This window comes from Stieleria bergensis (assembly GCA_007745635.1).
GTDB classification, from domain to species: Bacteria; Planctomycetota; Planctomycetia; order Pirellulales; family Pirellulaceae; genus Stieleria; species Stieleria bergensis.
The window spans coordinates 3922969-3943637 of sequence record CP036272.1; the positions used below are offsets into that span (position 1 = coordinate 3922969).

General features: G+C 55.3%; 17 protein-coding genes. 7 read left to right on the plus strand and 10 right to left on the minus strand.

Features of this window, described 5'->3' with window-relative positions; translation table 11 throughout:
- The first annotated feature begins 206 nt into the window (after nucleotides 1–206).
- Nucleotides 207–1568 carry an SGNH/GDSL hydrolase family protein gene (locus SV7mr_RS13640; RefSeq protein ID WP_145273022.1) on the plus strand — a complete coding sequence of 454 codons (1362 nt, stop codon included), beginning with the start codon at nucleotides 207–209 and terminating at the stop codon, nucleotides 1566–1568.
- 6 nt (nucleotides 1569–1574) lie between these two features.
- Here the strand turns inward: SV7mr_RS13640 and SV7mr_RS13645 are convergent, their stop codons facing one another.
- The gene (locus tag SV7mr_RS13645; protein ID WP_145273025.1) at nucleotides 1575–2090 is read right to left on the minus strand and encodes a hypothetical protein; all 516 of its coding nucleotides are present in this window, start codon (nucleotides 2088–2090) and stop codon (nucleotides 1575–1577) included.
- Between the two features lie 209 nt (nucleotides 2091–2299).
- Between SV7mr_RS13645 and SV7mr_RS13650 the strand changes: the two genes are divergently transcribed.
- Nucleotides 2300–3919 carry a 30S ribosomal protein S1 gene (locus tag SV7mr_RS13650; protein WP_145273029.1) on the plus strand — a complete coding sequence of 540 codons (1620 nt, stop codon included), beginning with the start codon at nucleotides 2300–2302 and terminating at the stop codon, nucleotides 3917–3919.
- A gap of 131 nt (nucleotides 3920–4050) precedes the next feature.
- Here the strand turns inward: SV7mr_RS13650 and SV7mr_RS13655 are convergent, their stop codons facing one another.
- From SV7mr_RS13655 to SV7mr_RS13685, 7 genes are all read right to left on the minus strand, one after another.
- Nucleotides 4051–5910, minus strand: coding sequence for a hypothetical protein (locus SV7mr_RS13655; protein ID WP_419187361.1), 1860 nt, complete (start codon nucleotides 5908–5910; stop codon nucleotides 4051–4053).
- A gap of 3 nt (nucleotides 5911–5913) precedes the next feature.
- Nucleotides 5914–6855, minus strand: a complete 942-nt coding sequence (locus tag SV7mr_RS13660; RefSeq protein ID WP_145273035.1) for a class I SAM-dependent methyltransferase — start codon at nucleotides 6853–6855, stop codon at nucleotides 5914–5916.
- Nucleotides 6852–8057 (minus strand): BtaA family protein, encoded by a 1206-nt coding sequence (locus SV7mr_RS13665; protein ID WP_145273038.1) that lies wholly within the window; start codon nucleotides 8055–8057, stop codon nucleotides 6852–6854. The genes SV7mr_RS13660 and SV7mr_RS13665 overlap by 4 nt, the downstream gene beginning before the upstream one ends.
- A 53-nt stretch (nucleotides 8058–8110) precedes the next feature.
- Nucleotides 8111–9001, minus strand: coding sequence for a UDP-2,3-diacylglucosamine diphosphatase (locus SV7mr_RS13670; protein ID WP_145273041.1), 891 nt, complete (start codon nucleotides 8999–9001; stop codon nucleotides 8111–8113).
- A gap of 457 nt (nucleotides 9002–9458) precedes the next feature.
- The gene (locus tag SV7mr_RS13675) at nucleotides 9459–11078 is read right to left on the minus strand and encodes a BBP7 family outer membrane beta-barrel protein (RefSeq protein WP_145273045.1); all 1620 of its coding nucleotides are present in this window, start codon (nucleotides 11076–11078) and stop codon (nucleotides 9459–9461) included.
- 286 nt (nucleotides 11079–11364) lie between these two features.
- Nucleotides 11365–12294 carry a glutamate--tRNA ligase family protein gene (locus SV7mr_RS13680; RefSeq protein WP_145273048.1) on the minus strand — a complete coding sequence of 310 codons (930 nt, stop codon included), beginning with the start codon at nucleotides 12292–12294 and terminating at the stop codon, nucleotides 11365–11367.
- 134 nt (nucleotides 12295–12428) lie between these two features.
- Complete coding sequence (locus SV7mr_RS13685) at nucleotides 12429–13502, minus strand: uracil-DNA glycosylase (protein WP_145273051.1); 1074 nt, start codon at nucleotides 13500–13502, stop codon at nucleotides 12429–12431.
- Between the two features lie 110 nt (nucleotides 13503–13612).
- Here SV7mr_RS13685 and der point away from each other — a divergent pair, with 110 nt between their 5' ends.
- A complete protein-coding gene (gene der / locus SV7mr_RS13690) occupies nucleotides 13613–14965 on the plus strand; it encodes a ribosome biogenesis GTPase Der (RefSeq protein ID WP_145273054.1) in 1353 nt (450 codons plus the stop codon).
- A gap of 44 nt (nucleotides 14966–15009) precedes the next feature.
- Here the strand turns inward: der and SV7mr_RS13695 are convergent, their stop codons facing one another.
- Together SV7mr_RS13695 and pgsA are read right to left on the minus strand one after the other, a co-directional pair.
- Nucleotides 15010–16065 (minus strand): CPBP family intramembrane glutamic endopeptidase, encoded by a 1056-nt coding sequence (locus tag SV7mr_RS13695; RefSeq protein ID WP_145273057.1) that lies wholly within the window; start codon nucleotides 16063–16065, stop codon nucleotides 15010–15012.
- Nucleotides 16066–16076: 11 nt separating this feature from the next.
- A complete protein-coding gene (gene pgsA / locus SV7mr_RS13700; protein WP_419187362.1) occupies nucleotides 16077–16724 on the minus strand; it encodes a CDP-diacylglycerol--glycerol-3-phosphate 3-phosphatidyltransferase in 648 nt (215 codons plus the stop codon).
- A 376-nt stretch (nucleotides 16725–17100) separates the two neighbouring features.
- On the opposite strand from pgsA, the gene SV7mr_RS13705 reads away from it, so the two are divergent.
- The 4 genes from SV7mr_RS13705 (at nucleotide 17101) to SV7mr_RS13720 (ending at nucleotide 20540) form a co-directional block, all read left to right on the plus strand.
- The gene (locus SV7mr_RS13705; protein ID WP_145273060.1) at nucleotides 17101–17580 is read left to right on the plus strand and encodes a 3-hydroxyacyl-ACP dehydratase FabZ family protein; all 480 of its coding nucleotides are present in this window, start codon (nucleotides 17101–17103) and stop codon (nucleotides 17578–17580) included.
- Nucleotides 17581–17688: 108 nt separating this feature from the next.
- Nucleotides 17689–18459, plus strand: coding sequence for an enoyl-ACP reductase FabI (locus SV7mr_RS13710; RefSeq protein WP_145278421.1), 771 nt, complete (start codon nucleotides 17689–17691; stop codon nucleotides 18457–18459).
- Nucleotides 18460–18593: 134 nt separating this feature from the next.
- Complete coding sequence (ilvE, locus tag SV7mr_RS13715; RefSeq protein WP_145273063.1) at nucleotides 18594–19451, plus strand: branched-chain-amino-acid transaminase; 858 nt, start codon at nucleotides 18594–18596, stop codon at nucleotides 19449–19451.
- Between the two features lie 690 nt (nucleotides 19452–20141).
- Nucleotides 20142–20540, plus strand: a complete 399-nt coding sequence (locus tag SV7mr_RS13720; RefSeq protein WP_145273067.1) for a hypothetical protein — start codon at nucleotides 20142–20144, stop codon at nucleotides 20538–20540.
- Nucleotides 20541–20669: the final 129 nt, after the last annotated feature.

Consider the following 20669-nt stretch of genomic DNA (forward strand, 5'->3'; position numbering starts at 1 on the left):
TCGCAAGCGGGAGAGTGCAGTTGACTGGTGCGTGCAAGCACGGCACCCGACGTAAATTTCTGAGCATTGGTGCGTGCTCGCACGTTACCGACGTCGCTGGGCTGCAATTTCGTGTATTTTGGGGCCATTCCAGTGATGCTTGGAACGCATCCATTAACAGGTGAATCCTTCCGCCACTGCCCGATCAATTCTTTACCTCCCGCCCCATGACCGGAACCCCCATGAAACGTCTCTTGATAGCCGCTGGCCTCTGCCTAGCGATGATCTGCACAAGTCTCGCCCAGCACGCCGAAATCAAGCTGGCCAATTCAACACTAAAATCAGACGACACCGTTGTCTTTGTCGGAGACAGCATCACGCACCAAGTGCTGTACACACAATACATTGAGGACTTCTTCATCACGCGTTATCCACAGGTACGCCTTCACTTTCACAACGCGGGCATCGGAGGCGACCGAGCCTGGGATGCCTTGCAGCGTTTAGACCGCGACGTGATTTCCAAGCAACCTGACTTAGTCACGATTCTGTTGGGCATGAATGACGCCTCCTATCAGCCCTTCAATCCTGAAGTCTTCGCGATGTACCAGGCTGACATGACTCAATTGCTTGAGCGTCTGCAAACGACCGACGCAGCCATTGCCCCGATCACTCCCACCATGTTTGATGCCGTTGCCGCTCGCGCCACCAAACGAGAGCGCAGCGAAGACATGCTGCGCCAATACAACGCCGTCTTGGCCTTCTATGGCACTTGGTTACGTGGCGAAGCGGACCGTCGCTCGATGACATCCATCGACATGTTCAGCCCACTGAACAACCTGACGCGTCAAGCCCGCCTGAATGATGCTGATTACACCATGATTAAGGACGCGATTCACCCCGGTCCTGACGGACAGTTGGTCATGGCCTCTGCCTGGCTTGAAGACCTGGGTCTGCGTGGAGGCGTGTCCAACATTGTCCTGACCCCATTCAAAGAAAGCTATAAAGCCCGTGTTCAAAACGGAACCGTGACGGATCTCAAGATCACCGACGGAACAATCGAATTTGTCTTTACTGGCCACTCACTGCCGTGGGTGACTCCGACAGACACCGCAGCGGCTCGCGACATGCTGAAAATTGGGCATCGCTTTAGCCGGGAAGGATTCCAAGTGCACGGCTTAGAACCCGGCAAGTATGAATTGCAAATTGACGGCACCGTGATTGACAGCTTCACCCACGTTCAGCTCGCCAACCACGTTGAACTGCAAAACTTTCCCAACACGCCGCAATCGATTCAGGCCGCTCAGGTTGTGAGCCGAAATCAGACACGCAGCAGCGAAACCGTGCGAGCGCTGCGAACGCATTGGTTCAAGTTCCGCAACCTGCAACGCAGTCAACGGACCTTGAGCGAAGCATCCGACCCAAAGACGCGTGAGGGCTTGGCCGCGAAAGTTGCCAAAAACGAAGCCGCCATGGAAGGCTTCGAAGCACAGCTCGTTGAACTGGAAGCCAAAGCTGCGGCTGAACTGGACGAACTCTACGAACTTGCCCAACCGAAACCGCACCGCTACACACTGCGCCAGGTCAAGTGATCTGGATTAACCATCAATGATGACTTGGGCCAGTGCCTGCCACTCGGCCCATTGAGACTCCATGCAGCGATCGGCCTGGCCCTCAGCCGAGGCCCGCTGGCAGTGGTCAACGAAATCGAACGGGTCGCTGTAATGCCCATCGGTCACCTCAGCGATCTGTTGGAACACCGGATGAGCCCCAACGCGGCGGAACCAGTACTTTGCGTTGCCAAAATCACCTTCTCGACGGTGCATGATGCCGTGCAAAAAACTGCCTTCGGCGCTGGGCAGATCTTGGCTGATGGAATGGCTCAGATGGATGTCGCCAGCGACCAGCCATAACGCGCTCAACAGCTCCATCTGACGTGTTGGCGACACATCAATCAAATGGTCGCCGATTCCGCCCTGCAGCAGCGTCTTGAGCGGACCGTGCACTGCAGAACCTTCATCCAGAGCCGGCAGCGGTGCCGAACCGATCGCAGCGGTCAATTCGGCAGAGAAAGAATCGGTAAGCGAGGAGCTGAATTCGGAAAATTCTGGCATCGGACGGAAAAACAGAGGTGAAAGATGGATTGACTGTGTGCAGACTACCGACATTCGCGGGGCGTTGCTAGACTGCACCGTTACAGACCGGCGAAAGTCTGCGACGCGATCGTGGCTGTTGGCAAAAAACCTAAGTTTCCGCCGACCTCCACCAACGCCTTCGCGACCCACTCAATGGCTCACATCTTCCCTACCTCACGTTTGCATCGATGAGTAACGAACAGCAACCCACCGATCCCTCTGCTCCCGCCGTCGAAACCAGCGAACCTCAGGCAGCAGCGCCAGCCGCACCGGAATCGCAGGTCGCGACGGAGACTCTGGCAGGCGAGGCCACTGAATCTCCCGCGAAAACGTCGACCGCGAAACCATCGACCGCAGGAAGCGGGCCACTGGCAGCGAGAGGTCTTGGCGTCAGCAAACCTGCCTCTCCTACGGTCACGACCGAACAACTGGATGCTGCCGATTCCAAAGGCAAACCCGGTAAGGGAAAGAAAAAGGCTCCCAAGCCACGCCTGGGTGGACAACGTGACGGCCAAAAGAGCGAAACAGCATCGGCCAAGGCAGCCAAGCCCACTCGGATTGCCGTCCCATCTCTGCGAGACGACCTCAGTGATGACCTTCAAGCATTGCTTGATGCTGAACTCGCCGGTGCAGACGTCGATTCAATGCTGGGCGGTTCTGCTGGCATGCCGGATCGCAAGGAACCCTTGGAAGACGGCGCTCGCATCCAAGCCAAAGTGCTGAAGATCCACAACGAGAACGTTTACCTCGCGCTGGGCGGACCGGACGAAGGCGTTGTCGCCTTTGAACAGTTCACCGAAGCGGAACCCGAAATCGGATCGTTTATCGAAGTGGCTGTTCGCGGACGCAGCGCCGCCGATGGACTGTACCAATGCTCGCTCCCAGGCGCAACGATCGCTGTCGACGACTGGTCGGATCTGGAAGAAGGCTCCGTGATCGAAGCGATCATCACCGGCAGCAACAGCGGTGGTCTGGAATGCAAGGTTGGCGGTGTTCGCGGCTTCATTCCCATCAGCCAAATTGCTGAATATCGTGTGGAAGACACCACCGAATTTGTTGATCAACGGTTCGTTTGCTTGGTCACCGAAGCCAACGAACGCCGTGGCAACTTGGTCTTAAGCCGTCGCGCGATCCTGGAGCGTGAACGCGAGCAACGCCGAGCCGAACAACTGGAAACCATCGCCGTCGGCGACACCATGCAAGGCACCGTCGGAACCATCAAAGACTTCGGCGCCTTCGTTGACTTAGGTGGCGTTGAAGGCTTGATTCATATCAGCAAACTCAGCTGGGAACGTGTCAAACACCCCAGCGATGTACTGGAAACGGGACAGAAGGTCGAAGTCAAGATCGACGCGATCAACAAAGAGACCGGCAAAATCAGCCTCTCCTACCGCGACCTCCTGGAGAATCCCTGGGACGCCGCCGAAGCCGAATTCGCTGCCGGAAGCATCCACACAGGAACGGTCACCAAGATCGCAACCTTTGGTTGTTTCGTGCGATTGACCGCTGGCGTCGAAGGCTTGGTGCACGTCAGCGAGATCGATCATAAACGCGTCTCGAAAGTTGATGCAGTTGTGAAGCCCGATCAGGTGGTCGAAGTCAAAGTGCTTTCCTTTGACCGACAGTCACAAAAGATCAGCCTTTCGATCAAACAGGCCAAGCAAATCGCCGATGCCGACGTCAAACCGGTTCAAGAAGAAATCGATGAACCACCACGCGAAGTCGCCATCAAACCGATGCACGACGGACCATTGAAAGGCGGCAACAACCGCCCCAGCGGTGGCGAACAGTTTGGCTTGCGTTGGTAAGCCAACGCTCTACAGCAGCGGCCGCTCTTTGCTGGCAATCAACTGCCACTGCGCGGCCATTTGCCATCCCGTTTCGCAGCTTCGTTCGCGAAACCGGGATTTCCCGAGCAGTGCTTTAACGCGCCGCGCAACTAGCTGTCTTCAGTCGCTGGGACCTTTGCCGTCAAGCGGCGACCAGACAGACGAATCTCTTGGCCCAAGACCAGGCCGTAGGCAATCAGATGCCCCGCGATCAGCCAACCGAACTGCTTGCGGACTGGGCTGGCACCCAGCATGCAAGCAATCCCAATCAGGGCACCAAGAATCATTGGATGCGGAATCACTCCGTAGGGAAAACGACTGATTCGTTCCGGTGGCTCTAGCCCCAGTTCACTTGAGAACAAGGTTCGAGTGGGACCTAACACGACAGCGGCATAACCCGCCAGTGTAAATCCACCGATGACCCCAAGCAGTGATCCCCAGTCTTTTTGGAATCCCATCGCATAGACGGCGAACAACTGCAACAGCGACACCGTTTTAAAGAACACGGCATCGCGTTTGAAGGTCCCAAAGGAAACCGGTGTTCGTTCTTGAACAGTTCCCAGGTAGATCGCATAGTGAACAAAGCTGGTCGCGGCCAACCAGATTCGCCAGTCACTCATTAGCATTGAAACCAGGCCCACGGCCACCAAGAATGCCAAATTCGTCCAGCCAACGAATCGAACGGCCAGTTCAAAGAGTTTCGTCCATCCCAGAACCCATTGCGTCTTCAACGCTGCCCACCAACCCGTTGGCTGAATCGTCTCGAGAAACAATTCCCGGGCTCGTTGATCGTACCAAGTGGTCATCGCTGCTAAGAGCTTTCCATACCAGGCCAATCGCACGGGATACGCGACGAAATGCAACTTCAGATTGATGCGACTTTCACTTTGCCGCGGATCAGGGTTCCGAGTGATGTAGTGCAGTTCTCGGTTAAAGTCAAACGCCACCGCATCACCATGTTCCAAGCGATGACCATCGGGGACACTGTATCGTAGGGAGGCCATGGGAAAGTGAGTCGTCACTTCCAAGTTTTGATTCAGCGCCAACATACAGCGATAAAGCCGAGCGCCGGGGAAGACCGCCCAGGGACCGTCAACGTGTCCCCGATAAAAAACGGTGTCTGATGTTGCCTGTTTGGATGGTCCCGTCAAGTAGACCTCGTTCATTCCAGAGACCGGTTCGACGCCGTAACCAGCCCCGTGAAACCGGCGGATTTTGTTGATCAATTGTGGATCCCGGCTAAGACGCCTCAAGGCTTCCGCCGCCTGATCATCAAGGTCGCTCTGCCACCAATGCGTGCTTTGCTCGCTGGTGGTTTGATTGGCCCTGACCCAATCCAAAACCTGTTCAAAGTCCTGTCGCTGGCTCTGGGCGTTCAATTTTGTCTCCAGAACAGGCTTGCGAGCGACCAACATCCGAAGCGGACTTTGCCGCGACCGCAGGGCTAGCGTCAACAAGACAGGCAACAGCAGCAACGTATGCTCCAGAAACGCCTGCCCCCAACGCGCTTCGTTTCGATAACTACTTTGGTACGTCGACTCCTTGACCAACCAGTGCGCTGCATCCTGCAAGCAATAACCCACAACGAAACAGCACACACCGACGAATGGCCCCGCTTGCACTTGATAGGCAGCCAATCCCACCGCGCCGCAAACCAACGCGTGCAACACTGAAATCGCCACAGGAGTCAAGCAGGCAACCAGCACAACCTGAGCGGCCGCGATACCAACCATCAGCCAAGGATCAAGCCAGCCGATCAGGATGTACACCCCCAACAGCGCGAGCGGCGTGGTCAACAAATGGAACAGTACGTTCAACGGACTGCGGTGATGCCGCAAGAACCGCCGACACAGCTCTTGCCATGCCGTCGATTCCAGTACCGCAGGATCCACACTCGTTGGTGAAGCCGACCGTCTGCCTGGACCTTTTTCCGTGTGACCAGGTTCCTTCACCAGCACTTCCGTTGCCATTGTCTAGGTGCTCTTCTTACCAACAAAGAGATAATACGGAGCGCGAAGCAAGGGCAGGTAAGGCACCTTCCCCAAACGCTCGCAGAAACACTGCACTTCAAACTTGCGATGCAGCATCGCACAATGATCTGAGCTCAGATAAACATTGTCGCCAGCAAACCAAGCCGGCCAAAACCAGCGCGTGGCCCAGGAGTGCTGACGATGCTTGGACGACGCATATTTCCGCGACACATAAAAATCAGTCACGGCAATCATGCCCCCAGGCTTTAAGATCCGATGCGCCAGTTCAATGGCAGCAAACCAATCAGGGACCATCGTCAACGAATAAGAAAATGTGACAAGATCAACGGAGTTATCGGGTCGATCCCACGTCGTCACATCAGCCAACTGAAACGAAGCATTGTCAATTTTTGCGTCGGCAAGTTGCCGCTGAGCGACATCCAGCAGCGATTCGGCGAGATCCACCAAGATCACTTCGTTTAAACTGCCGACATGCTGCTTTGCCCGCAAGATGTTTTCGCCCGTGCCAGCACCGAGGTCCGCCCAAACGCCACCGACGGGAAACTGCAACCGTTCAATCAGCGGTCCGCGACCATGCAACAGCCGACTTCGAAAAGAATCGTAGTCGTCAGCCTGACCGCGATAAAAGCTTTCTAAGCGTTCTTGGTGAGAGTTGCCACGAACGGGATGGGCGATCAAGTGCCAGAGCACGCGCAGATCACTCCGCAAGGATTTCTTTGCGATCGGCGCCGGACCATCCGCGTCAACGTGCTCGTCCGGCAAACCCGACCAATCGCTGTCCGGAAGGTTGGACTGCTGACGATCGCCGCCACGCGGTGGCAACGATTCGATTTCACCCGGGCGCGACACAGACGCAGTGTTGCTGACTGCGGCGACGGCATTTTGTCTGCCAGGGTCGGGTGGTGTTTGCTGTGATTGACTCATGCGGCAACGTCCATCAGGTCCGCGATGTAGAAACTTCCATAAGTGTGAACACGATCCTGCTGGTGTAGCGATTCCGCCAACCCTTGGTCATATTCCAACAAGTCGCGCAGTTCTCGGCACCGACCATTCACCTGGACATTCAACGGGTCAACAAAGTCCACACTCAACGCGGCACTTCGCCAGAGGATACGCGTCTGACGATCAGCACGATTGACAATGCTTTGCCACTCCGCCGCCAACAGCTCGGGATAGTTGTGGTACAGCCAGTCCATGTGATCCAACAAGACAAACCGAGAGATGGGCTGCTGGTGTTGACCAAGAAAGCTTTCGACAGTGTTGGTATGGGTGTGAACGCGCTGAGCATAACCGTCTTTCAGCTGCTGGAACCCGGCCTCGGTGAGATACTCTGGACAACACTCTTTCGTGTAACTGCCCGTCAGATAAACGCGCCAGAAATAGTTATCTCGCAACGGAATCCGCTTAAACACCGTCTCAATGCGATCCTGAATAAAACCACCCAAACCGCCAGGATAGCCGCAATCGATCTGCATCCGCTGGCTACGCGGTACACCCAGCATCGCCATGGTGGTGTCGCGGCGAAGCGCCCATCGCAAGGACTTGGAGAACAGTCGGTTGCTGACACCTTGTGACTCATAGATCTCCGCTTGCCGATCAACGCTGGCCGCGGCAAGCATTTCCTCCACCGTCGCGCGCAAACCTTTGGGGCGATTCAAATAGCCATTGATCATCCACGCAAACGTGCCCGACGTGCCACGAAAGTAGAAACTTTTTCGTTTCGCTGTGCCGTCAAAGAAGTTAATGCGCCGATCCCAAACCCGCTGATCTTGTTCACGCAACCGTCCTCTGACAACGTCATAGTAAATCTCCCGCCAATGCGGATGCATGCCCGTCCCAAACACTTGAAAAAAGTCTTCGTAGTCAAGGCCGCCGATCGAAGCGAGCTTCAATTCGAGCAATGCATTCTGATGGTGGTTCATATCAACTGCATGGACAGCCTTAGGCCCTTGCAATGCATAGTCCAATGCGTTGCAACCCGCCGAAGTAATCACCATCACGCTATCTTCGGGAGACAACTTGAGCGCCTGCCGATCCAAACGAGGATCTTCCCAGCACGTGTTGTAGACCAAATTTCGCTGATGCATTAACGAAAAACAGCGTCTGCCAATCCAATCACTAATCATCGTTTTCTCAACTCTTTCAAATTCCAAATCATTCTCGATCAACGCACACGGGATCAGGCGATGCTCTGTACTTGTTCGTAGGACTGACCAAGGGGCAACGCCGGGATTCCAGGCAATGTCTCGCTTGTGTCCTGACTTGACGGCAGAGCATCAGCGGACAATTCGGGCAGCGAAATCTCCTGCGTCTGGCCATACAAACTGACAAGCTCCAAGCGACCATCGTGCCTTTCCACCAAGCCCGTGCAGTTCTCCATCCAGTCACCAGTATTGAAGTAAAACGCATCCCCAATCCGCTTGAAACAAGGCGTGTGGATGTGCCCGCAAACGACACCATCACAGCCTTGGTCCTGTGCATGTTCCACTAGCTTGCCTTCAAACCGGCTTAAGAAGCGGACGGCGCTTTTCACGCGCTGCTTGAGTCGCGCACAGATGCCGTAAGGGTTCTTGTCCTCGCCTCTAAACCGGCGCACGAACCACTGGTTCCAGAACAAGCAACTGTCGTAAAAGAATGAACTGGCCTTCGATGCCCACTGAGCCTTGGTTTCAAAGAAGTCGAACAAGTCCCCATGGGTGACAAGCAACCGATGCCCCTGAAGACTTTCGAAAATAAACTCATTGTCAATCCTGACATCCGGAAACCGACTGGGAATGATCGCCTGAAATCCAGGCTGCCTCAAAAACGCATCATGGTTTCCGGGAGCGTAGAACAGCTCCGTCCCACTCTCCACCAGTTTGACAAAGTGATCGATCACGTGATCACAATCGGTGGTCCAGTGCCAGCCGTAATTTATCTTCCAAGCGTCAAAAAAGTCGCCGACCAAATAGAGAGTGTCGGGCTGATAACCTTGAATGAATTCTAAGAATTTTGATGTGCGAGCATGCTTGCAGCCCAGATGCACGTCACTGACAAACAACGTCCGTACCTTTTGCAACGTCCGTTCCATACCTGTATCCTTCTGGTGATGTCGGAATCGCGATTGGGGGAATCAACTCTGCCGCATGTTTTAGCGACGAGATGTGTAAATCCTGTTAGCGATTGAATCGAACTCGCAGAAGAAAATCTCACATTCACAATCCACACTCTGGCCCTGAATCAGTTCTTCATCAAAGCAGATCATTCCCCGTCTCGGGCTGCCAGACCTTTCGCTCATCGATGACGAAAGGGTGAAGAAACGATGTGCAACCGAACCCGTTGACAGCGACGATCGCCGCACCTGCACGCGCGTTACGAACGTTCACGGACGGTAAAGAAAGAGCGGGCCTTCAGGTTTCCCCTAGGCCCGCTGATGAAGAGGCATTGATGCGCCCCGCGAATCTCGTGGCAGATTCGCCCGGCTCACCGAACACCAAATGATTCCGTCATGATCAATGCAGAACCCCAACGAGGTCCTGCATTCGGTTCTACCAGTTGTATTCCAAACCGAACCGGAGACCGTGTAACATCAAGCCTCCGTCGGCCTGCACACTCACGGCGTTGTTATTCACCGTCAGATACTGCGTTGGAATCTCGTCCACAGGCCTGGCGACACCGCAAACACTCAGCAAGCGGTAACCGACGGTCGCTGTCCAACAGGTGCACAGCTGATAAGCGGCCCCCACATTCAACTCGCCAATGGTGGCCAAACGAACGTCGGACGATTCACCGACCACGTCCCCTGCACCGGCTCCCTGCAGAGTGGTGAATGCGGTGGCGGTTTCGTTACCAATGTTGTGAAAAACCGACACGTCATTGGCAAAGACGCCAAACTGGCCACCGATTTGCAGGGAAAGCCGGCAGCCAAGCTGATAGCTGATCTCCGAACCGAATTGGTATCCGTACAAGTCGTTGCGCGTTTCGAACTGATAGAAAAGGTCCGTAGCTGAATAGCCCAAGTTCCCATCGACGTCCGCTGCGATTTGAAAGTTTTCATCCAGCTGGAAGTAACGCAAACCATGCCAAGAACGCAGTCGCACACATCCATTGCAGGGTCGAGCCAGCGGGCCAAAAAGGCCTCCACACTGCCGTGCACAAGGATCGCAGCAGTTCGAATCACACTGGCCCTTGCCGCACCATCTCCGCAACGGACCACAGCAACCACCACAGGGATCGCAGCGTCCCAGACGACGTGCTCCGCCAAGACCAAAGCAACTCAGGTTGGCTTCGAACCCACGGATGCTGGTTTCATTCTCTGCACAAACATTCGCGGCATTGTTGCTGATGTCATCAAACACCGTGACAACTCCACCACCACGATCGATCGAGACGTCACGCAGGACACTGAGTGGCACGACTAACCCAGCGCCACCGTTGGCGACATTGTGTTGCTGGTCCTCTGGGTCCCAGGCGAAGAACCGCATTCCAAGTGCATAGCGTCCGCAACACAGATAGCGGCCAACCGTTGCATCGTAGCCAACAAAATCGTAGCCGTTCACATCACCCGCGGTGGTCAGCGTGTCACCGCCATCAGTCGCCAACAGCAGCGTTCCATCGCTACCGAGCGACTGCCAATAGGTCGCGCCAACACCACCAAACCAACGCCGAATGGGGGACGCAGTTGGCATCAGATTTTCTGTGCCATACGCAGTCACGTCCACCGTCGGCTCTACCACAAGAGGATCAGAGCTAGGCGGCTGGGCCACCTGGGGCTCCATCACAGACGGTGCCTGCACATAACCCGCGGAACTGGCCGGAGCGTCTAAGTAACCCTGATCGGGTGCCTGAGGTTTAGGGAGGCTGACGCCAACAGCATCACTTAAGGGAGCGATCGCGATGCTGTTGGCGCCACCCGCACCCGTTGCTGGTGGGCGACTTAATGCAACGGGCTGATGACTGATTGATGATGGTGCGTTCTGTGGTGCCCAAGCATCTGGCCCCCAATGGGCTGGCGCATAGAAGCCTGGCAAGCGAGAACCGCTGTGGTTTTGCGCCGAGGCCACCGGCGACAGGATCAAGCAACAGATCCCCACCAGGGCGCAGGAGATGGCCGCTCGAAGGTGACAGGATGGAATCCGATCACGGTGGAAAGAGGGAACTAGTTGCACGGCTACGTCTCCTTACGGACCTTGCGCTTCATCGATCGTCTCAAGCCAGGAATTCAATCCTGGACCGATACTGGCCTGAGACGTCAAGATTGCCGACTGTGCGGATCATCCTGATCACAACAGTCGACATGAGATGATCGGACGTCTGACAACCCTCATCTCACTCAGGTGTAGAGTCCGGTATCGGCAACGCCGACTCAATGCGCCGCGCTCACTGTGGGAATACCCTCAGCTTAAGTCGCCGTCCGCTGTTTAACCGTTCCATTCGGAACCATAGGAACACGGGCTAGCCAAACAAGGTGACGGGATCGATGACGGTTGGTTCTGCGGAAAGTTTCTTCCAGTCAAATTGCGTGATCAAGTCACGTGCTGCGCAGGGTTCCTGGCGGTCAATCAATCCCAGCGAATACGCCGCCCAACCGACCACCTGACTAGCACTGACCCCGTTTTCCCGATAGAAGCTTAAACGCGTGTCGCCATGCCGCTTGGCCAGACGCCGCCCATCGACGCCTAGGACCAATGGAACATGAGCGTAGGCGGGGGGATCCCAACCTAGCAACTGATGGATTTGCAACTGACGAAACGTACTGGCAACCAAATCATTGCCTCGAACAACGGTGTCTACGCCCTGCAAATGATCGTCAATAACAACCGCTAGCTGGTAACTGACTTGACCGGAGCGGGTGGTCATGGGAAAGTCCCCCAGTTCATCGGCGGGACAACACCCCTGAGTTCCAAGCACACGGTCGTGGAACACAAGCTGCTGCTCGCTGGCTCGCAAACGCCAATAAGAGTCCTCGGCGCTGGCCTGCCTGCCATCTGGTGGTCGACAAATGCCTGGATAAATCGGCCCCTCTCCCCGAAAGCGACTTTCATGAGGCGCCGACAAAGCCTCCGCGATATCGTTGCGAGAACAAGCGCAGCGGTACGCCAAACCAGCGGTGGCGTCAGTCAATCGCTCTAGAATCTGCTGGTAGTGCTGCTGGTGCGACGACTGAATCACCGGCGCGCCGTGACATTCGATTCCCAACCAAGCCAAATCATCAATCGCCTGCTGCACCGCCCAAGCCTTCACACGCGGCGAATCCAAGTCGTCGATGCGCAACAGCAACTCCTGACCGGCTTGCTGGGCGGCCCAATAAGCAATCAAGTGAGTCCGGGCGTTTCCCAGATGCTGGGCTCCGGTCGGCGAAGGTGCTAAACGTGATCGAGTCAAAGCAATAAACCGCTGGTGTCGGTGATTCGAATCCAGATTCCCGCCAGCACTGGCGAGGCACAACGGGCGTCAAACGAATTGGCAGCCGTCCCAACAGGCAACCGCCGCCTCGCCAAATCCCCGTCCCCTTTTTTTTACATCATCCCTGCGTCACGCAACATCAGTTGCAAATCATCCCACGCGGCTTTCTTGGCACCGGTGTTCCGCAAAAGGTAAGCCGGATGATAGGTGACCAAGACCTTACTCGAGTGATAGCTGTGCAACCTGCCGCGCATCTTGCCAACGGACAGTTCGGAGTTCAGCAGCGACTGAGCCGCGATCAGCCCCAAGCAAACGATGTACTCGGGTTGCAACACATTGAGTTGCGTTTGCAGGTATTCACTGCACTGCTCGATCTCTGTGGCGGATGGATTGCGATTCTGTGGTGGACGACACTTGATGGTGTTAAGGAGATAAACATCTTCGCGCGAGAGTCGACAGGCCTGGATCATCTTGGTCAGCAATTGGCCGGCGGGCCCTACAAAGGGAAGCCCTGCATGATCTTCGTCTTGTCCAGGAGCCTCTCCCAAGAAGACAAACCGAGGCGTGGGATTGCCGTCGCCGAACACCGTGTGCTTGCGACACTTGGCCAATACCGAGCAACGCTGGCAGGCGGCAACGGCCCCACTCAATTGATGCAAGATCTCAATGCGGTTCTCCGCTGCCATCGACGGTTCGGTGTAGCTGCCCGCAATGCCGATCTCCGGCAAAGCCGATCCAGCGGCCGGCAAAGCCGGGAGCGTTTTCCGCTGCACCGTTTCTTGCTGGGCCGTTTCTTGCTGCACGGTTTCTTGCTGCACCGCTTCTTGCTGGGGCCTGGCCGTTGTCGGAGCGGTGCTGGCGGGCTGGTTTGGAGCCTGCGTAGCCGCTGAAGCCTGCGTAGCTGCCTCGATGGGATCAGCCGACGGGGCCTGCGGAGACGTTGGTTTGGCGAACTGGTCTGCCAAAACGGCGACTTCTGGCTCGCCGGCCGCTGGCAGAAACCGCACCCCCGACCGCTTCAAGTGGTCAGCAAAAGCGGCCAGCTGGAATTGCACGAGGCGTCCCTCCGGCGCCACCCCCGACTGGACCACTCTGGCGGATTGACCGTCAACAGACTGGGCGGGATCGCTGGCTTGGGTACTGGAGTCAGGAAATTCGGATTGCGAGGTGGGGATTTCTGCAGACATAGCACCATAAATACCACACGGGCTACTGCATTTGCACCGGTCGGCTTACATTGAACAGCAAAACACGTTCAAAAAGTTTTCCGCCCCAGTAACGCGATTGTCAATCTCCCATGCCTATCCCAAAAGTTGCCATCGTCGGTCGCCCCAACGTCGGCAAAAGCAGCCTTTTCAACTGGCTCGCCGGTCGCCGTCTGGCGATTGTTGACGATTTCGAGGGTGTGACGCGAGACCGCATGACGACTCTGATTCGCGACGAAGACGAAGACTACGCCTTTGAATTGATTGACACCGGCGGTCTGGGAATCGATGACCCCGATGACCTGACGGCCGACGTGCGTCATCAGATCGAACTGGCGATCAATTCGGCGGATGTGATTCTGTTGGTCGTGGACGTGCAAACCGGGCTGATGCCGCTGGACGAAATGGTCGCCGAGCGTTTACGGGGCTTGGATCGCCCTGTGATTCTTGTTGCCAATAAATCGGATCAACCGCACCAAGACAACCTCGCCAGCGAATTTCATCGCTTCGGTCGTGGCATAATGATCACCGTCAGCACCACGCAAAACCGTAATCGATCGGACTTGCTGGAACTGATCGTCGAGCGATTGCCACCGAGTGACCAAACGGTTGCTGATCCATCGATGAAAGTCACCATCGTCGGTCGCCGTAATGTCGGCAAGAGCACGTTTGTCAACACATTGGCAGAAACAGATCGAATGATCGTCAGCGAAGTCGCGGGAACCACGCGAGATAGCGTCGACGTTCACTTTGAGATCGACGGCCAGACCTTCATCGCCATCGACACACCGGGGCTGAGAAAACGCAAAAGCCAACGAACCGACTTGGAATTCTACGGCATGCACCGCGCCCAGCGCAGCATCCGACGCGCCGATGTGGTGCTGATGTTTTTTGACGGCAATGAAAACGCCAGCAAGGTTGACAAGCAACTGATCGGTTACGTCATCGACAACTACAAACCCTGTATCTTTGTCGTCAACAAGTGGGACTTGCTGAAAGACACGATGCCTACCGAACGCTGGGTCCGTTACTTACGGCGTCAGTTCCCAACGTTGGCCTATGCACCGATTGCCTTCATCACGGGCCAAACAGGAAAGAACGTTAAAACGCTCCTGAACCACGCCACCATGCTTTACAAGCAGTCTCAAGAGCGCGTCTCCACCGGCCAACTGAATCGATTGCTACGCAGCGCGATCTCAGCGCACCAACCGCCGATGTATCAGAACCGCCGGCCAAAACTGTACTATGCAACACAAGTTGGAACGGAACCGCCAACCATCGTTGTCATGTGCAATGATCCCAAAGCCTTCGGCAATGATTATCGCCGCTATCTCTTAAGCGTCTTGCGTGACCACTTAAGCTTTGGAGAAGTCCCGATCAAAATGTACTTGGAAAAGCGGGGCCGCAATGATGACGAAGATGTCATCAACCGCAGAGACAACTGAGCGACGCTGCCTTCCAATCCAAACGGCAACCAGCATCCCTAACGCTACTCCACGCCTGCACCTATCTTGCTGAATTCCAGCAACAGCATGGTGCCGTTTAGCAACATGTGCACCACGATGCAAGGCGTCAATCGCCCCGTGCGTTGGTACAAGAATCCCAGTCCAACGGCCAAGAAGAAAAGCGGAATCGGAGCCCCGCCCTGGCCAAGGTGCAGCAGCGCAAAAACCAAACTGGAAACCAGAATGGGCCACCTTTTTGTAGGATTCCAAGCCCACATCGATTCACCCTGGGAATCGCTCCGCACGTCCACCCCAGGTACCGCCGGCAAGCCTTCTGCAGCAACCTGTAACCCGCCTTGCAACAGCATGCGAAACAGCAACTCTTCCAACACCGGTGTGACGATCGCCGCAGAGACGAACAGCAACAAGCTTATCTGCCAGTCGCTTTGCTGTTCCAATGTGTCCGTAACGGGGTGATGATAAGGGATCAATTGAGCCACGATCATGTTGATCACGATCACCGGTGCCAAGATCCAAACCGTGGCCACAGCCCCTCGCCGAATGTCCACCGTTTGAGGCATCACGCCCATGTCACGGAGGTTCGTGCGATAGAGAATCGCCATCAATCCCAACACCAGCGTGATCGTCAACACACCGGCTAGGATCCCCATCACAATCACCGCAGGCTGAAGCACCGCAACGGGTTCGGCGGTTGATTCACCGCCAGCGGTTTCATCAGTGTCTGGTTCAGTGTCTGGTTCAGTGTCTGGTTCAGTGTCTGAATTCACCGCGACGGCATCGGACTGCGAAGCCGCGGGGGTTGGTGCCACCGCAGCATCACTGGTGTTGGTTTGCCGCGCCGCCAGCGTCAAGAGCGATGTCAGCGTCAGCGAAACACCAAAGGCAAACACAAAGTCCACAAACGTCCAGCGCGGAGTCGACTGTGGCAGACGAGTGATCAATTCCGGTGATCGGTCACCGATCAAATTCCAGCGGCTGCGTCCCAGTAAATACTGAACCCAGAACACAAGTCCTAGCAGGACCGAAGAGAACACCAGCAGGGACAGCCCATAAAGAGCGAATTGGCAAAAGGTCTCCAAGCCAACGGCTCCTATTGATCGTCTTCGTTGTCGCCGCTTTGACCTGTGTGACTTCCTGCGGCATCATCGCCTGCAGGCACAGGTTCGGAAATCAGTTTGGCAGCACGAATCGTGTAGTCATAACCAGAGTAAACGGTCAATGCGATCGCCGCCCAAACAATGACTCGCGAGATCCAACTTAGCGATTCCGAATCGGGTTGCTGCAAGACGACAAGTGGTCCCACCACCGCGGCACACTGCAACACCATTTTCCACTTCCCCAGCCAACTGGCTGAAAAATCACCGCCCTTGCCTTCGACCATCCCGCGTAAACTAGTGACTAGCAATTCGCGTCCCACAACGACCGTGGCCATCCAAGACTGGATCAATGAACCTTCCAAACCAACCAAGGCAATGAAGGATCCACAGATAATGATTTTGTCTACAAACGGATCGAAGATCCGCCCAAACTTGGTCACTTGGCCATACTTTCGTGCCCAGTAGCCATCCATCCAATCGGTGGAAACGGCAATCAAAAAGACGATGGTCGCCGACAGAAAGTAGCCCAGTGGAACAAGCGCCATGACAGCGATTGCCATGCCAAACCGGATGCCGGTCAACGCATTGGGAACGTTGTAGATCGACGGAGGGCCCTGGGAAGGGGGGGAAGCTTGATTCACGTCTTAGTCATTGATGTGGAAGGATATTCACACGAGCAACTATCGGGAGGGGTCTGGCGTGGCCAACCATAGGTTACAGACCGAACAAACCCATACCCAAAGCCACGTTAGTGTAGGTTTTCAGGCCAAATTTTTATAGGCCTACTGAGAAACGAAACTCATGCGGCAAATCTTGTTACCCCAACTGGCAGCTCGACGCATCCCACTGGCATCAGCGGCGGCAAGTTCGCAGTCTGAAATCAACGGCCTGCCATCAACCGTCGCAGGGGTTTGCCTGCCTGAGTTGTTGTTTTCGGCGATCGACCACCAAGTTGTTGCAATAAAAACGTGCCGCCCACCTTGGCGCTTTCCAACAGACCGATTTCAATGACGCCTTATGAGCATGCGAGAAATTGAAGCGGCGATCCCGCACCGACCACCCATGTTGCTGTTGGATCGAATCCTTCAACGCGACGAGAATTCGATCCGTTGCGAAAAACGCTTCTTCGATGATGAGTTTTTCTTCCAAGGACACTTCCCCGGGCAACCGATTGTGCCAGGCGTGATTCAGTGTGAATGCTGCCTGCAAGCGGGGGCTGTTTTGTTGCACCAGCGTCTGGCCGCACAGGCATCCGCTGATGACGAATCAGCCGCGCCCTCAGAAAATCTTGTCCCCGTCGCAACGCGGATGGACAACGTCAAATTCAAAGCCATGGTTCACCCCGGTGATGTGGTTGAAATCAGCGTTGAATTGAAAGACCAAGTCAGCAATGCGTTCTTCATGACGGGAAAGGTCAAAGTCAACGGCAAGCTGGCCACACGATTGGACTTTGCCTGCAGTGTCGCTTCAGTGCCAACGTCCACTCCATCGCCGTAAGGTCGCTCCGGGCGGGCGCTCGGATCAACCAGCACCTCCAACGGATCAACAAGTAGCATCGTGTCTGAGTTTGACTTTTTAGGGTTTCGCGGCAAGACGTTCTTGGTCATGGGAGTGGCCAATAAAAAGTCTGTCGCGTGGAATATTGCCAAGACCATTGAATCGGCCGGTGGCACGGTGCTTTACACCGTGCGCAGCGAGCAGCGAAAACAATCCACTGCCAAACTGTTGGCTGACCGTAAAGTGATTGTCTGTGACGTTCAGGAGCAGCAACAGATCGATGCACTCAGGCAATCGCTAAGCGATGACAACGTGCAGCTCGATGGGCTGGTGCACTCGATTGCCTTTGCTGATTATCCGGAAGGCATCCGCCCTTTCCACGAAACCACGCGGGCCCAGTTCTTACAAGCAGTGGACATCTCCGCTTATTCGCTGATCAATGTCTGCAACACCTTGAAAGATTGCTTCTCCCCCGAGGCGTCCGTCGTGACCATCGGGATCAGCACCACGCGCATGGCCAGCGAAAGCTATGGCTTCATGGCACCGATCAAAGCGGCGTTGGAATCATCGCTCGCGTTTTTAACCAAGTCGTTTAGCCGATTCAGCAAAGTCCGCTTCAATGCTGTTGCAGCCGGATTGCTAAAAACGAGCGCCTCTGCCGGCATCCCGGGTTACGTGGATTCCTATCTTTATGCCGAACAGGTCATTCCACGCGGCGAAGCCGTGGCGACGTCCGAAGTGGCTGACACCGCGGCCTTTTTGCTTTCGCAGCGCAGCAGTGGCATCACCGCCCAAAGTGTCGTGGTCGATGCAGGCATGTCAATCAACTACTTTGACGCCAACGTGGTTGCCGCGGTGACCAACAGTCAAGTCGACTGAAATCCGGCTTGGCACACCAGCCAGTGGACTTATTTTTTTGCGTTCTGGGCTCACCACTGCCCGTGTGCACTCGCTGCGGGCTGGGCTACAATTCCAGCGTCCCAATCATTTCGACCGTTAGCAGTCAATCTAAGATGCCAAGACAGATCTATATCAACGGCCAATATTTCGCACCAGACGATGCCAAAATCAGCGTCTACGATCATGGACTGCTGTACGGCGATGGCGTTTTTGAAGGCATGCGAGCGTACAGCGGCAAAGTCTTTCGCCTGACAGAACACCTGCAGCGTTTGGACGAATCGGGACGAGCGATTGGGTTACAAATGCCCATCGATCTGGAAACGATGGCCAATGATGTCAATGAAACCGTCGCTCGCAATGAAATCACCGACGGCTACATTCGTTTAATCGTCACCCGTGGTGCCGGAGCACTGGGACTGGACCCTTTTAAGTGTTCGAATCCTCAGCTGATCATCATCGCGGATTCCATCACGCTGTACCCAGATTCCGCCTATGAAAACGGCTTGGATTTGGTCACTGCATCGACGATTCGCAACCACCCTGCAGCGCTCAGCCCCCGAATCAAGTCGCTGAATTATCTGAACAATATTTTGGCCAAAATGGAAGGCTTGCGCGCTGGCTGTGTCGAAGCACTGATGCTGAATCACAAAGGCGAAGTCGCTGAATGCACCGGCGACAACATCTTCATTGTAAAAGATGGCAAGTTGTTCACTCCGCCGATCGAAGCGGGCATTCTAGAAGGCATCACACGCAACGCCGTGCTACAGCTCGCACAACAAGCGGGCATTGAAACCGCCGAGATTCCTCTGACCCGTCACGACCTGTACGTCGCTGACGAATGCTTTCTAACCGGCAGTGCCGCCGAAGTGATTGCTGCGGTCAAGTTAGACGGCAGAGCGATCGGCGATGGCTCGGTGGGCCCCATCACTCAGCAACTCAATCAAGCCTTCCGCACACTGGTGCGGCAGTAGTCCGCCCAACACCGGACGAATCCAGGCCGATCAGCTCACCGGCGGCCAGCGGTGTCTGAGCGTTGCAGCGTCTCAGCGCCGCGGTGATGCATCCCCCCGCGGCAAGCGTTCGCATTCTCCTGCCGTGACGCACTCTTTGCAATGACGCAAGTTGCGTCAAATCGGCCCCGCACGTTGATCGAATCAGGTTCCACATTGTGGCAGCGGCCCCGAAACCTAGACACTCTTGGAGAGGCTTTCGCTAAAAGTGGGGTTGGCCCTCAGTCTGGCAAAGATCGTGCAACCAATCAGCAGGCCAGCCGATAACTTCCTTTGCAGGCGGTTCGTTGGGGGTGCGTGGGGCAGCACCTGACGACATTGGCTGCACGAAGTCGAGCGACTCGGTTTTTCTAGGAACGTCTGTTCGAGCGACAGATACGTGGGGCAGAAGAACCGGGTCTGCTCGCATGCGCGGACCCAAAAAAGTAAAATGATCGAGATATTCTGTAGAAAACCCGCTCGTTAGATTTGACTTTTTTGAGGGTTTGAGCCTTAATTGTGTGCGACGACAGATGGTGACGCGACCATCGATTTTCGTTTGCCCCACATTCAACAATGCCGAAGCACCTGCCCGCGTTAGGTCTTACGGCTCATGAACCTGAGACGGTTGACGCTCAGCCGCCAGGATCAGGAATTCCCCGGAGAGTTTGCATGAAACGGTTTGCAGTTGCATTCATTGGTCTTGCCTTGTTCGCCACTCCTTCACTGGCCACCAGTGAATTCAGTAAGCAGTGGAAAGCGAAATACCTCAGCGGCGACGAAGTCGACAAGGATTTCGTCAAAACCGCTCGTAAGCATGGCTGTTACATCTGCCACGTTGTCAAACAAGACAAAGAAGAAGTGCGCAACGAGTACGGTGGAGCGATCCTCAAGTTCCTCAAGGCTGAAGACTTCCCGAAAGATTGGGTCAAAGAAAACCCAGAAGAAGCTCAGAAAAAGATTTTCGCGGGCCTGGAAGCTGCCGGCAAACTGAAGAGCAAAGACGGCAAGACCTTCGCTGACAAGATCAAAGCCAACGAAGTTCCTGCGACTGATTCCGGCAAAGAGTAGTCAGGTGCTCGCCTTGGCGAGCGATCGCAGATAAAATAGATAACGTCTGTCGTGGGTCCCACGGCAGGCGTTTTTTTCATGCCGGCAGCCCCTGTCTTTGTCTTCATCAGACGCCTGGCGTTTTCGTTG

Coding starts and splice junctions, on each gene's coding strand:
- SV7mr_RS13640 (WP_145273022.1), top strand. CDS start 207: ATGACCGGAACCCCCATGAAACGTCTCTTGATAGCCGCTGGCCTCTGC.
- SV7mr_RS13720 (WP_145273067.1), top strand. CDS start 20,142: ATGAAACGGTTTGCAGTTGCATTCATTGGTCTTGCCTTGTTCGCCACT.
- ilvE (WP_145273063.1), top strand. CDS start 18,594: ATGCCAAGACAGATCTATATCAACGGCCAATATTTCGCACCAGACGAT.
- SV7mr_RS13655 (WP_419187361.1), bottom strand. CDS start 5,910: ATGGCAACGGAAGTGCTGGTGAAGGAACCTGGTCACACGGAAAAAGGT.
- SV7mr_RS13660 (WP_145273035.1), bottom strand. CDS start 6,855: ATGAGTCAATCACAGCAAACACCACCCGACCCTGGCAGACAAAATGCC.
- SV7mr_RS13645 (WP_145273025.1), bottom strand. CDS start 2,090: ATGCCAGAATTTTCCGAATTCAGCTCCTCGCTTACCGATTCTTTCTCT.
- SV7mr_RS13670 (WP_145273041.1), bottom strand. CDS start 9,001: ATGGAACGGACGTTGCAAAAGGTACGGACGTTGTTTGTCAGTGACGTG.
- SV7mr_RS13665 (WP_145273038.1), bottom strand. CDS start 8,057: ATGATTAGTGATTGGATTGGCAGACGCTGTTTTTCGTTAATGCATCAG.
- SV7mr_RS13650 (WP_145273029.1), top strand. CDS start 2,300: ATGAGTAACGAACAGCAACCCACCGATCCCTCTGCTCCCGCCGTCGAA.
- der (WP_145273054.1), top strand. CDS start 13,613: ATGCCTATCCCAAAAGTTGCCATCGTCGGTCGCCCCAACGTCGGCAAA.
- SV7mr_RS13710 (WP_145278421.1), top strand. CDS start 17,689: ATGGGAGTGGCCAATAAAAAGTCTGTCGCGTGGAATATTGCCAAGACC.
- SV7mr_RS13705 (WP_145273060.1), top strand. CDS start 17,101: ATGAGCATGCGAGAAATTGAAGCGGCGATCCCGCACCGACCACCCATG.
- SV7mr_RS13685 (WP_145273051.1), bottom strand. CDS start 13,502: ATGTCTGCAGAAATCCCCACCTCGCAATCCGAATTTCCTGACTCCAGT.